12 protein-coding genes are annotated in these 12,618 nt (G+C 65.6%); 6 read left to right on the top strand and 6 right to left on the bottom strand.

Annotation, left to right across the window (positions count from 1 at the left end):
- Positions 1–80 precede the first annotated feature (80 nt).
- Positions 81–383: a hypothetical protein gene (locus EOD43_RS19210; protein ID WP_127745643.1), complete on the bottom strand. Its 303-nt coding sequence runs from the start codon at positions 381–383 to the stop codon at positions 81–83.
- A gap of 258 nt (positions 384–641) precedes the next feature.
- Positions 642–1,052 carry a BLUF domain-containing protein gene (locus tag EOD43_RS19205; RefSeq protein ID WP_127745642.1) on the bottom strand — a complete coding sequence of 137 codons (411 nt, stop codon included), beginning with the start codon at positions 1,050–1,052 and terminating at the stop codon, positions 642–644.
- 186 nt (positions 1,053–1,238) lie between these two features.
- Here EOD43_RS19205 and EOD43_RS23775 point away from each other — a divergent pair, with 186 nt between their 5' ends.
- Positions 1,239–1,403 carry a hypothetical protein gene (locus EOD43_RS23775; RefSeq protein ID WP_164857350.1) on the top strand — a complete coding sequence of 55 codons (165 nt, stop codon included), beginning with the start codon at positions 1,239–1,241 and terminating at the stop codon, positions 1,401–1,403.
- A complete protein-coding gene (locus EOD43_RS19200; protein ID WP_127745641.1) occupies positions 1,400–1,693 on the top strand; it encodes a DUF1488 family protein in 294 nt (97 codons plus the stop codon). The genes EOD43_RS23775 and EOD43_RS19200 overlap by 4 nt, the downstream gene beginning before the upstream one ends.
- A gap of 636 nt (positions 1,694–2,329) precedes the next feature.
- On the opposite strand, the gene EOD43_RS19195 is transcribed toward EOD43_RS19200, so the two are convergent.
- Both EOD43_RS19195 and EOD43_RS19190 read right to left on the bottom strand, forming a co-directional pair.
- A complete protein-coding gene (locus tag EOD43_RS19195) occupies positions 2,330–2,818 on the bottom strand; it encodes a DUF3429 domain-containing protein (protein WP_164857349.1) in 489 nt (162 codons plus the stop codon).
- Positions 2,819–3,104: 286 nt separating this feature from the next.
- Complete coding sequence (locus EOD43_RS19190; RefSeq protein WP_127745639.1) at positions 3,105–3,743, bottom strand: alpha-ketoglutarate-dependent dioxygenase AlkB; 639 nt, start codon at positions 3,741–3,743, stop codon at positions 3,105–3,107.
- Positions 3,744–3,995: 252 nt separating this feature from the next.
- Between EOD43_RS19190 and EOD43_RS19185 the strand changes: the two genes are divergently transcribed.
- The 4 genes from EOD43_RS19185 to EOD43_RS19170 all read left to right on the top strand — a co-directional run bounded on the left by EOD43_RS19185 (position 3,996) and on the right by EOD43_RS19170 (position 9,214).
- The gene (locus EOD43_RS19185; protein WP_127745638.1) at positions 3,996–7,244 is read left to right on the top strand and encodes a helicase-related protein; all 3,249 of its coding nucleotides are present in this window, start codon (positions 3,996–3,998) and stop codon (positions 7,242–7,244) included.
- A complete protein-coding gene (locus tag EOD43_RS19180; protein ID WP_127745637.1) occupies positions 7,241–8,233 on the top strand; it encodes an SDR family oxidoreductase in 993 nt (330 codons plus the stop codon). Before EOD43_RS19185 ends, EOD43_RS19180 begins: the two co-directional genes overlap by 4 nt.
- 7 nt (positions 8,234–8,240) lie before the next feature.
- Positions 8,241–8,834: a PRC-barrel domain-containing protein gene (locus EOD43_RS19175; RefSeq protein ID WP_127745636.1), complete on the top strand. Its 594-nt coding sequence runs from the start codon at positions 8,241–8,243 to the stop codon at positions 8,832–8,834.
- A 179-nt stretch (positions 8,835–9,013) separates the two neighbouring features.
- Complete coding sequence (locus EOD43_RS19170; protein ID WP_127745635.1) at positions 9,014–9,214, top strand: hypothetical protein; 201 nt, start codon at positions 9,014–9,016, stop codon at positions 9,212–9,214.
- A 19-nt stretch (positions 9,215–9,233) separates the two neighbouring features.
- Here EOD43_RS19170 and xth read toward each other — a convergent pair whose 3' ends face one another.
- Both xth and ligD read right to left on the bottom strand, forming a co-directional pair.
- Positions 9,234–10,010 carry an exodeoxyribonuclease III gene (xth, locus tag EOD43_RS19165; protein WP_127745634.1) on the bottom strand — a complete coding sequence of 259 codons (777 nt, stop codon included), beginning with the start codon at positions 10,008–10,010 and terminating at the stop codon, positions 9,234–9,236.
- The gene (gene ligD, locus EOD43_RS19160) at positions 10,007–12,550 is read right to left on the bottom strand and encodes a DNA ligase D (RefSeq protein WP_127745633.1); all 2,544 of its coding nucleotides are present in this window, start codon (positions 12,548–12,550) and stop codon (positions 10,007–10,009) included. The genes xth and ligD overlap by 4 nt, the downstream gene beginning before the upstream one ends.
- Positions 12,551–12,618: the final 68 nt, after the last annotated feature.

Genomic DNA, 12,618 nt, shown 5'->3' with positions numbered 1-12,618 from the left:
TCTGGCGTTCGGGCGTACACCCTGTCGCGCTACCTGGCGCCAGCGCCCACCCTGAGCAGACTGGGCGCCAAGCGTCGGTGCTACAAGCCCAGTTTCGCGAGCGCTGAACCGATCTCGTCAAGCGCAACTTCGCGCGAGGCAGGCTGAAGGCGGTTAAGCGCCGTTTGAAGCCGCTTCTGCGCAACCTGGAGGGTTTTATGCCGGATTTCGCGCGTCGCGTTGGTCCGCCACGATCGGCTTTGACCGAGCTGCCGCGCCCATTTTTCCTCCTCGACGGCAAGCACCGCCAGCGCCAGCCTCAATCCCTCACGTCGCCCCCGGGCAAAGTCGTCTGTGACATGGTCGGCGATGCGAGCCTTCGGATTTGCGGATGGACTGGACATGCTCAGCGCGACCCTGCGAGGCCAGGCTGCACCGCATCGTCGATCGCCTGCCCCAGCCGAGCCTGGTTGAAGGGCTTGCCGAGCCGGACAGTGGGGCCGTGAAGGTTTGCGCGCCAAGCCGTCTGACTGATCAGGCCGAGCGGCGTCATGGAGTGTTGTCCGGCGACGACGTCAGAAGCGAACGAAACATGCGGACCTCGCGGCCAAAAGGGCTATGGGTTCACCTAACACCTCACATTGCCGCAAGGTCCATCGCGATCAGGCAGCGCCCCGGATTCGCGCAAAGCTACGCAGGGTAGCGCGCAGATTGGGATCGGGCAGCGTCTCGGTCAGGGCGTCGACCTGCCCCACCAGGTCGGCGGCACTGCCCGCTTCGTCGACGACATGCGACGCCATCGCCCACTGCCCGAATTCGCGAGCGTCGATCTGGCGCTGGGACAGGCGAACCACCGCCCGATGCCGCGGATCAACGGCTATTCTCAAAAAGGTGGCTTCGATGTCTGGCAATCTACCCTCGATCACCTGCAGAAACCGGACCTTGTCGAAGATCAGGAGACCGGTGATCCCGGTCTGGCGATTGTTGCGACGCGATCGCGCGAGGATTGCCTCGACATCGGACAGACTGAGGCCGGGGCGGGCGGTACTGATATAGGTAATCTGATGCAGCATTTTGGGGTCTCCCGCACCCTCGCTAGGACCCTGAATGCTGTCAGACGGTTAACGGCGTGCCAGATGTTGCAGGCAAACCGCCGGGCGGGGCGGGAATCGTGCTGATCCAGATCAACTTTGGGCGGCGCGCGCAACCTCAGGCGGCGACCAGGGTTCGAGCCGTCAATGCCCCTTAGGGAGAAGTCCATGCCGCGCCACGATCCGGTACAGTCCCAGCCAATCGAGCTTTCGACACAAGAAGCGCGCGCCGGCGCGACGCCGCGCATGACGCGATATGTGCTGGGTGTTGGTATCCTGCTTGTCGTGGTCGCTTTTGGGATCCTCCTTGTGACGATGATGGCGCGCACATGACCTTCGGCAGCGAAGCGCCATCAGCCGGTCGCGACATGGCCGTTGACGAGTCGTCGACGGGCTTTACCGCGACGACCGTCGAGCTCGAGCTTCCCCAAGGATTGGCTCGCGTCCGGGTCGAGGCCGATGCGCTGCAATTCTGGTGGGGTGCCGAGAGCGGTCCACAAACTGCGCATGGTCTCATCGATGAGCATCGGGCGGAGATCGAGGCGGTTGCGACTGCCAAGATCGCGCGCGGAGCGGTGGAATCCGACGGCACTGTTATCGTTGGCGACGAAGATTTCGAATGAGCCTGGGACCCGGCCGCTCAAACCTAATTTTTTTTTGAGATCCGGATCGTCAGCCGACCCTCAGCTTTGAGAGGACCGCGCTAGAAGATCGCGCGGCTTGGGTGGGCGCCCGGGCTTCCACAGGCTCGTCATCTGCCCGCCTCGCAGACAATCAGATCGGTGGAACCGTTTAAGAATATCACGCATTTTGTTTGTGGACGCGGCCCGCGCACGGAAATCCGGGGGCGGCCTGCGCCGATAGGAGCGTCCCGTCCCGCCTTTTGGGGCAAGGCGGGACGCTTTTCCTCCCGCGCCCGCGACGTCGACCGGCCTTTGCTCGACATGCAGCCGCCGAAGAGGCGCATCGACGCTTAGGCCTGGCCGCACGTCCAAAGACTTATGCTTGCGGTCGTAAGCGGCGGCATCCTTGGCATGGGCTGCTTGCCTGTTCCTGACGTCGGCCAGATTGCCAACCGTCCATCGGGTGGGCTGCAGCTTGGACGGGCTGGCGATATCGAAAATGCTTGCGCGCAGAGGCGTCACATATCCTGCTGCTGCTCGCCAGGCCGGCCTTGGCCGTCCGCCTGCCTGACGCCGGGTCGGGACAGCCTCCAAGCGACGCGCTACCGGAGCCAGCAGCCAGGGTCTGGCGGGTTTCTAAAGGTGAAGGCAGGCCGCCTCGAGGAGGAGCAGGCCTGTGAGACCGAGTGCCATTTGCAAAGGCCGTAACCGTGCGAAGTGTCGGGGGGCTTCGCCGCGCCTCGCCGCGACCGGATCGGCGATAGCAACCGCAAGGAAGCCCGCAATCAAGATTGCGACGCCTATCACGGGAGCCAGCAGGAAGATCGGCATTGCCAGCAGGCCTGCGAGGAAAATGCCCAGCGTCACGGCGAGCGTGACGAGACGGGGAGTCGCGCGCACTGCAAAGCCATAGCCGCGTCGGACTCCCGCCACGAAGAGCAGGATCGCAGAAGCCCAGCCCGTCCCGCCGACGATGGCGACGGCGTCGATCGGATCGGTCGACATGATCGCAACAATTCCCGCCCCCACGATGGGAAGCATCGGTCCGAAACCCAGGAACAGGCTCAGGGCGGGGACTTTGAGGGGGTCGACGTTGTCGGCATCTGCACCCGCGAAGACCATCACTTCACGCGCCGCGCTTGTCGCCCGGATCGACGCGGGTTTCGCCCGGGGCCGGGGCAGGAGCGACGAGCCCTCCGGCCCATTCGATTTCTCCCCCGCCGGGAGTATCGTCATGGCGCGCAGGCGCGGTGGGCTGCTTCGGCGGCTCGGGGTTACGGCGCGTATCGTCGGAGTCGGAATCGGCTGCCACGTCATGTCTCCCAGAAAACAGTCTGCAGGTCGACGCGCCACGCCCGCCCAGGTTCCGCGCAGGGACTTCGCAGGCGCACCAGATTTCACAATGTTCGGCTCAAACTGGATCGCCGGTGTTCTCAGCGCATCGTTCGCTTGCCAGCGTGCGAAAGGTTACCGACCAACGGGTCTCATCGAGCGCAGCTATGCTGTGCTCCCAGTGACGGCGGATCTCGCCAGTGAGGGCATAAGCCGCACGCGGCTCGAGCGCCACCGTCGAGCGCGCGAACCCCGCGCGGCCGGGACCCACGCGCCGGCGAAGGCGCAGCGTCGCGGTGGCGCCAAGCGACAGGCCGACGACGTGCCCGAATTGCGGCCGGTCACGGTGCCATCCGATCGTCGCGCCCGGATCGTACCGGATGAGAAGCGCCTGGACGAGCTCGTGCGGATCCCGCTCGATCAGCCGCGCCATGCGCGTACGCACCCCCGACAACCAGTCGGGAACGGGATCAGCGGGTGCGAGCCGGCCATGATCAAAGTCATAATGCCATCCGTAGGACCGGGTCAGCCGCCTGCCCTCCCAACCCTGAAAGCGAAAGGGAGCCAGGCCGCATGAATCGATCGCGGCGATCAGCGCGTCGTGCTCATCGGGGGTGATGATGGCCTTCGCCGTCCGGAGCCCGGGGACAGGGGCGCCCGGCGCGCGAGCAAGTCGATCGGCGCCACCGACGTTCTCGAACAGGTCACGGCCATTCATGTTGCGATCAGGGCGCGGCTTTGCAGCGGCGCCTGGCCCGGACCCGTGACCCGATGCAGCGCCCCCGCCCGCTCCCAATCATGATCGGTGCTCACAAGCCAGAGGTAGGCGAAGCATCGCCTTCGACAAGACCGCAGCGGTCAGGCTGATCTGGATCAGGCTGATTCTTGGCGCACCTTATGGTCCCGCAAGCGGCGATCTTGCGTTGACTGACCCTATCGAACCCTTCCCTGTTCCGGATCTCCCTCCCGCATGCAGCTCGCAAAACCCCATCCGCACGAGATCGTCACGCCCGCTGATCTCGCCGAAGCCCTCGGGGCGCCTGCTGCTATCGGTCCGACACTCGCCCGTCTCGTGGAAGCGATCGGGCATGAGCCGCTCATTTGCATCGCCCTTGACGAGACCCGCGCCATTCAACTCGCCGCCGGCCTGACAGCGCTCGCGCCCGCGGCGCAGGTCATCCACCTGAAGGCGCCCGATGCGCTTCCCGGTGAGGTGCCGCCGGCGTCTCCGGCCAATATCGGATCGCGAGACGCGGCCTTGCGACGCCTCGCGGCGTCCGATCAGGGCGAGCGCGTGCTCATTATGAGCATCGATGCCGCGCTCGCTCAGGTTCCGATCTTGCGCGCCTTGCCGCCGCTCCTGACCCTCAGGCGTGGAATGACGCTGGACGCAGAAACACTTGGCGCTGCCCTGATTGCCCTGGGCTATCGCGAGGACGACCGCGTTGACGAGCCGGGAGAAATGGCGCGGCGCGCTGTCATCGAACTGTTTCCGACATCGCTCGATGAGCCCGTGCGGCTCGAGATGGAGGGTCGGTGCCTGACGAGCCTGCGTCGTTTTGATCCCATCAGCCAGCGCAGCCGCGACGATGTCGAGGTCGTGACCATCCATCCGGCCCAATGGGCCGCGCCCTGGAAAGGTGTCAGCGCGCTGAGCTACTGGCCGGACGCGCGGATTGCGCTCGACCCGGGTGTCGGCGCGCGTGTGACCCAGCTTCACGATCTGGCAGCGGATGCAGGCTCGTGCACGCTGGTGTCCGCTGCCGCATGGCAAGACCTTATTGGATCGCGCAGGCGTGTCGATATCGCGCCTGGCGACGAGGAGCCGGTGGAGCGCTTTGTAGAAGCCCGGCGCCCCGCACAGGCCACCTTAAGCGCGATCACGCGCTGGCAACTTGCCGGCGACCGGATCATTCTGGCGGGTGACACGCGTGATCTGCGCTTTCTCACGCGGCGGCTGACACGCACGTCGCCGATCTCCGCCCAGGCCATCACCAGCTGGGCGGAGGTTGCGCGCCTGCCGTCGGGTGCGGTGGCGACCCTCGCCATGCCCCTTGAGGAAGGGTGGTCGAGCCCGGGGCTCAGGGTGGTCGCCGCGGCCGACGTGCTCGGCAGCCGCGCCGGCTCCGGCCACGATGATGCTGGCGAACTCGACGATCCGCTTCACGGGGGTATCGATCTCAGGGTCGGCGATCTTGTCCTTCACGAGGAGCATGGTCTTGGCCGCCTGTCCGGTCTTGAGACAATTGCGTCTGATGGGCTGCGGTGTGAAGCGGTCCGCCTCGAATATGCCGGGGGCACCCACCGGCTCGTTCCAATCGAGGAGGCCGATCGGCTGTGGCGTTATGGTGCCGATACGCAGGCCGTTTCGCTTGACCGGCTCAACGGATCGAGCTGGGCCAAACGGCGCGAGGCGATAATCGAGGCGATCGCCACGACCGCCCGCACCCTCGTCGCAATGGCGACGGCCCGGCGCGCGCGCGAGGTGGCTCCGCTTGCGCCACCCGTCCCGCTCTACGAACGCTTTGCGGGACGGTTTCCGTACGCGCTCACGCGCGATCAGAGGCGTGCCGTGGACGCTGTGCGCGCAGATCTCCTTAAGGGACGCGCGATGGATCGCCTGATCGTGGGCGATGTCGGCTATGGCAAGACCGAGGTGGCGCTGCGCGCGGCCGCGATGGTCGCGCTCGCCGGACGACAGGTTGCACTCGTCGCCCCCACCACCGTGCTGGCGCGCCAGCACGCGGAAACCATCCGACGCCGCTTTGCGGACCTCGGCATCGAAATCGCCACGCTGTCGCGGCTCACCAGCCCAGCCGAGGCGCGCGCCATCAGGACCGGACTTGCCGACGGATCGATCAGGCTCGTGGTGGGGACGCAGGCGCTCGCTTCGCAGTCGGTCAGTTTTGCCGATCTTGGCCTTGTGATCATCGACGAGGAGCAGCGCTTCGGGGCCGCGCAAAAGGCGCGGCTGCGCGAGCAGGCCCAGGATGGGCATGTTCTGACCCTGACCGCGACCCCGATTCCGCGCACGCTCCAGACCGCGCTTATCGGTTTGCAGGATCTTTCGGTGATCGCGACCCCGCCCGCCCGCCGGCAACCGATCCGGACGATGAACGGCGAATATGATCCGGACCGACTTCGCGCCGCCCTTCTGCGCGAGCGCGATCGCGGCGGACAGAGTTTCGTCGTCGTGCCCAGGGTTGAAGATATCGAGCCGCTCAGCCTCGAACTCAGCCGTCTCGTCCCAGGCTTCGTGATCCGCCGGGCGCATGGGCAGATGCCTTCGCAAGAGGCCGATGCGGCGATGCTGGCCTTTGCCCAGGGTGATGGCGATGTCCTGCTGGCGACCAACATCATTGAAGCGGGCCTCGACGTTCCACGCGCCAATCTGATGGCGGTGATGCACGCCGATCGGTTCGGACTTGGCCAGTTGCACCAGCTGCGTGGCCGGGTCGGTCGCGGCGCCCGGCGCGGTACGATCCTGCTGTTTACCGAAGCTGGACACGCGCTGGCCCCGGCGACAGCGAAACGCCTCAAAACACTCGAGGCGCTCGATCATCTGGGTGCCGGGTTTGCAATCAGTGCCCAGGATCTCGACCATCGCGGCGCCGGCGACCTGATCGGTGACGAGCAGGCCGGGCATGTTCGCCTCATCGGGGTCGATCTGTATCAGCACTGGCTCGCGCGCGCTCTGGCGGCCGACCGCGGCGAAGCGGTCGAGAGATGGTCGCCCGATATCCGCCTCGCGTGCGATGCGAACTTGCCTGAGACATGGATCCCCGAAGAGGATTTGCGCCTGGGCCTCTATATCCGTCTGGCCCGTCTTGACGACGATGCCGCCGTCGACGCCTTTGCCGAAGAGCTCGAGGACCGGTTCGGAGCCCTGCCCCCCGAAGCCGGGCGTCTGATCGCGCTTGCGCGGATCCGCCGGCTTGCCTGCGCCACTCGGGTCGCGCGCATTGATGCTGGTCCCGCTGCGATCGCGCTCACGCCTCGCCCTGATTTCATCGCCACCCTCGCGGAGCTCGAGGCCAAAGGCGACCGCCTCCTTCTGCGCGGCGACCCGGGCCCTGACCCGCTCGCGGCCGTCGCCGCGCTGCTCGAGCGCGTACGCGACGCGCCGGCAGCCAGACCCAGCCGCCGCCCCGGGCGCCCAGCCGCCCGTCCCAAAGCCGCGTGCGTCAAAGCGCGCGCATCGTCCCGGAGATCATCATGACCGAGATATCGCCATCCCGTCGCACCATTTTGTCCGGGGCCGTGCTTGGCCTGGCGGCATCCGCGGCTCCCGGGCTTGCCCAGGATGGGGAAACCGCGTCGGGATCGGCAGAGCTGGTCGATCCGCGCACCAGATATCGCACCGAGCCCTTTCCCGAGCAGCGCCAGCCCTGGCCCGCGCTCGCGTCGAAAATGAATCCACCGCCGGATCATGGCGAGACGAGCTATAAGGGGTCGGGTCGACTGCTGGGGCGCCGCGCGCTGATCACCGGCGGCGATAGCGGAATCGGGCGCGCTGCCGCGATCGCATTCGCGCGCGAGGGCGCCGATGTCGCGATCAACTACTATCCCAGCGAGGAGCCCGATGCGCGCGAGGTTGTCGCTCTAATTCGCAAGGCGGGACGAAAGGCGGTGGCGCTTCCCGCCGACATTCGAACGAAGGAGGCCTGCGAACGGCTGGTCGCCGATGCGGTCCGGGGGCTGGGCGGGCTCGACCTGCTCGTCAACAATGCAGCCTATCAGCAGTCAAAAGCGTCGATTCTCGATGTGTCCGACGATGAGTTCGACCAGACCTTCAAGACCAATATCTACGCGCCCTTCCGCATATCGAAGGCGGCGATTCCGCACATGAAGCCAGGGTCGGTGATCATCAACACCGCGTCGGTCAACAGCTACGATCCGGGCGAGGAACTGCTCGCTTATGCATCGACCAAGGGTGCGATCCTCATCTTCACCAAGGGTTTGGCCAAACAGCTGGTCAAGCAGGGCATCCGGGTGAACGCGGTCGCGCCGGGGCCGATCTGGACCCCGCTCCAGGTCGCCGGCGGCCAGTTGCCGGGCAAGCTTGGAGAATTCGGGCAGGATACCCCGCTGGGCCGCGCCGGTCAGCCCGCCGAACTCGCCCCGCTTTATGTGATGCTTGCCTCGCAGGAAGCGAGCTACTCGACCGGAACGGTGGTGGGCGCGCATGGCGGCAAGGGAAACCCGTGAGTTCGACATGACGACGGCCGATATAGCAGGATGGATCGCGCCGGCCGCGACCGCTCTCGCGGCGATCATGACGGCAGCCAATCTGGGTGCTCGCGTGACCGGCTGGGGCTTTGTTGTGTTTCTGATCGGGTCACTTGCCTGGAGCACGGTTGGCGCGAGCACGGGACAGACCAATTTGCTCGCGACGAACGGCTTTCTGACCATCGTCAACCTGATCGGGATATGGCGCTGGCTCGGCCGCCAGGCGCGTTACGAGCAAGGCGCCGCGCGGGCCGTGCAGGCGAGCGCTGCGCGGCCCGCCCCTGACCTCCTCACTTATGGCAGGCTGATCGGCGCGCAGGTTAGTGATCAGGCCGGTCAGATCGTCGGGGAGACGATCGAAGTGCTGGTGGACTGTGAAAGTCACCGGATCGCTTATGTCGTTATCCGCAGCGGCGGCCTTGGCGGCGTGGGCGAGCGCCTGCGCGCGGTCGCCCGGCAGGATCTGACGATCGGCTCGCAGGGGATCGTGCTTGCTTTGTCCCATGATGGGTTCGAGCGGCTCGACGACTGGGTGCCCGAGGCCCCGCCACCACTTCCCCGTGCGGCCGCGGCGGCCTAGCCCCTGGGCGTCTGGGGCCTGTTGCCCTCCAAAAGCTTCGCCGCCGGCCGCCAACCTGCTGCCCCGCACGATCGTCATTGATCTGCATCAGCGCGATTAGGCGGCACTGCGCCAACCCTGCGGCGTTTAGACCGGCATAAGATCGACACCATGCCAGCCCGGAAAGACAGGAGTTTGCGATGTCCAGTTTCGAGGCTCAACGCATCCTGAGCGATCCCGTGTCGGTCAGCGTGGCCGACGGCTATGTCCTTGTCGATCACCCGTGCGGCGTGGCGCTGACGCTGACCGCCTCCGCGGCGATACAGACCGCGGTCCGTCTGCGGACCGCCGCGCTCGAGGCGGAAGCGTCGAGCGAGCCTGGCACAGACAGGTCCGACTAGCCCTGCTCCCGGCGACCTCTCACGATGGCGCGAGCTCGATCCAGACCGGGCAATGGTCGCTGGTCTTTTCCCAGCCCCGCACAAACCGGTCGACATCGGCCGTGCGCAGCCTTTTGGCGGCCGGGCGATTGCACAAGAGATGATCGATCCGCAGCCCGGCGTCGCGCGCGAAGGCATTTCGAAAATAGTCGTAGAATGTGTAGATCGTCTCGTCGGGATGGAGATGCCGTAAGGCATCGACCCAGCCCTGCTCCAGCAGTCCGGCATAGGCCGTTCGGACCTCGGGCGCGAACAGCGCATCGTCGAGCCAGCGCTCGGGCTTATAGACGTCTTTAGGAGTAGGCATGACATTATAGTCGCCCGCGATCACCACCGGGGCGCGGGTCTTGTAAAGCTTGCGCATATGGTCGGTGAGGCGGCTGAACCAGCGCAGCTTGTAGTCAAATTTCGGACCGGGCCGGGGATTGCCGTTCGGAAGATAGAGCCCACCGACCAGAATTCCGCCCACCGCTGCCTCGATATAGCGGCTGTGGAGGTCGTCCGGGTCGCCCGGCAGCCCGCGGCGGGTTTCGATCGGATCGGCACCTTTGGCCAGAATAGCCACGCCGTTCCACCGGCTTTGCCCATGCCAGATCGCGCCATATCCGGCGGCGCGGATCGCATCCTCGGGAAAAGCGTCCTGGGGGGCCTTGAGTTCCTGCAGGCACACGATGTCAGGCTGGGTCTGGTCTAGCCAGCGCAGCAGCACCGGGAGCCGCCCGCGCACCCCGTTTACATTGTAGGTCGCGATCCTCATAGGTCGGGAAGAACCTGGTCGGCGCGACCCCAGCCCGTGAGCGCGCTGGAGCGCGCGCGCCTGACGAGCGCGGCGGCGTCGCCCACATACCAGTGCGCCGGACCGTCGATCGTCTCGAGCTCCTTCCAGCTGAGCGGCACCGCCACCGGCGCTCCTTCACGCGCACGCACGGCATAGGGCATGACCGCTGTCGCTCCCCGCTGATTGCGCAGATAGTCGACGAAGATGCGTCCTTTGCGTTGCGCCTTGGGGAGCGCGGCGGTGAAACGCTCGGGACTGGCCTGCGCGACCGCCTGCGCGAAACGTCGGGCAAAATCCTTCACCTCGGGCCACTCGGCCTGGGGCGTCAGCGGGGCAATGACGTGGACGCCTTTACCACCGGTGACCATCGCGAAGGTTTCGAGCCCGATTTGTGCCAGGAGATCGCGAAACTCGAACGCGGCACTTCGGACCGCCTCGAAACCGAGGCCTTCGTCAGGATCGAGATCGAAGACAAGGCGATCCGCTTTTTCGACATCCTCGATCCGGGCGCCCCAACCATGAAATTCGATGGTGCCCATCTGCACGCAGGCGAGCAGGCCCTCGGCATCGTCGATGAACAGGTATGGCTCTTCATGTCCGTCTTTTTCGGCAATCCCGACATGCTTAATATGCCCGCCGAACGTGCCCGCGTCATGTTTCTGGAAGAAGCATTTGCGCGAGCGCCCCTGCGGACATCGCACCAGGCTGATCGGGCGGTTTCCCACCCAGGGGAGCATGATGTCGGCCACTGCCGCATAATGGTCGGCAAGCGCGCCCTTGGTGATATTGGCTTCGGGAAAGATGACCCGATCGGAATTGCTGATCGCGACACGGGCACCCGCGCCCCGCGCGGCCGCGCTCGCAACTGGCGTTTCGTGTTCGAGCAGAACGGCGCCGGCCTTCTTGTCCTCGCGCAGGCCCAGATAGGAGGGATGACGCAGGACCCCTTCCTCGGTGACTTCGATAAAGGCAACCTCGCAAACGAGGCGCGGCTCGATCCACCGGGCGCCGCGGACAGCGGCTCGCGGCGCCACAACGGGCGGTTTGCTGACGCGCAGCTTCTCCATCAGGCTCATCAGCCGCTCGATCTCATCAGCTGTGAATCCGGTGCCGACCTTGCCGGCGTAGACCAGCTTGCCGTCCTCGTGAACGCCCAGCAGCAGCGAGCGAAACCCGCGCTGTTTGCTGGATGGGGTCCATCCCAGAATCACGAATTCCTGGCGGCGAATGCACTTGGTCTTGAGCCACGTCCCGACCCGCGATCCAACGTAGCGCGCGTCGGCGCGCTTCGAGATGACGCCCTCGAGTCCTGCCTCGCAGAACCGTCCGAGCAGCGCCTCCCCCTGGCCGACGATATGATCGGAATAAAGCAGGCGGGGATGGCGCGCCGCATTGCGCGATAAAAGGGCTTCCAGTCGCGCCTTGCGATCGATGAGCGCAAGCCTTGTCAGATCCTCTCCGTCGATCGCCAGCAGGTCGAAGGCGTAGAACCGGATCGCGTCGGGGTCATGCTTCAGCGCCGCCTGCAAGGCCTGAAAGCTCGTGCGTCCGTCGGCACCCACGACCACGGCCTCGCCGTCGATCAGAGCCGAACGGCAGTCAAGTCCGAGACCTTCGTCGATCAGGCCCGCAAACTTGTCGGACCAGTCGAGCCCGGAGCGCGTATAGGCGCGCCCCTCTCCGGTTCCGATCGCCAATAAGGTGCGATAGCCGTCATATTTGAGCTCATGAAGCCAGCGATCACCGCTAGGTACAACATCGACGAGCGTCGCGAGCTGCACCGGCTGAAACGGCGGGGGGCGGGTCGCCGGCCTGCTGTCTTGAGGGCTATGTTTGTCTCCCGCCTGCTTTGTCCCATGCCGCCCCTTGGCTGCGGGTCGCCCGGCTGCGATCTCTTCAAGCGTGAGACCGGTCGCGATGCTGGTCTGATGCGTCATCACCAGGTCGTCCGATCCGGCCGCGTGCGCATCGTCGATCTTGCGAAGCAGCCAGTTTTCGCCCTTCTCCTTGCCACGCGGCCTCAGTCGCACCATTAGCCACTCACCCTTCATCCGCCGGCCGTGGAGGATGAAATGAAGATGCCCCTCTTCGAGCGTCTTCGAAGGATCCTTGCCCCCCACCGGCTCCCACCAGCCATTATCCCACAGCATCACGGTCCCGCCGCCATATTGCCCTTTGGGAATGGTGCCTTCGAAGCGGGCATAATCGAGCGGATGGTCCTCGGTGCGCACCGAGAGTCTCTTGTCGTCGGGGTTGGCGCTGGGCCCCCGCGTGACGGCCCAGCTCTTGAGGGTGCCGTCCAGTTCAAGCCGAAAGTCATAGTGAAGCCGCGTCGCCGCGTGCTTTTGAACGACGAAGCCACGCTTATCGGATCGAGGTCCTGACCTTGTCTTCACGCCTGCCGGTTCGGCGGTCTGGGTAAAATCACGCTTTTCGCGATACCGCGTGAGCCGCTCCTGGGGGCTGGCGGCTGGGGGTGAAACGCGTTTGGAAGCGGATTTGCGCGCGGCACGAGCCATGAGAACCTCCACGATGCCCGGTCAACCACGCTGCGGCGATCACGTTCCTGGAGAAACCCTGATACGGG

The sequence above is a fragment of the Sphingomonas crocodyli genome, assembly GCF_004005865.1.
Lineage (GTDB): Bacteria > Pseudomonadota > Alphaproteobacteria > Sphingomonadales > Sphingomonadaceae > Rhizorhabdus > Rhizorhabdus crocodyli.
The sequence above is the reverse complement of the archived record's forward strand: the minus strand, read 5'-3'. Positions and strand labels throughout refer to the sequence as shown.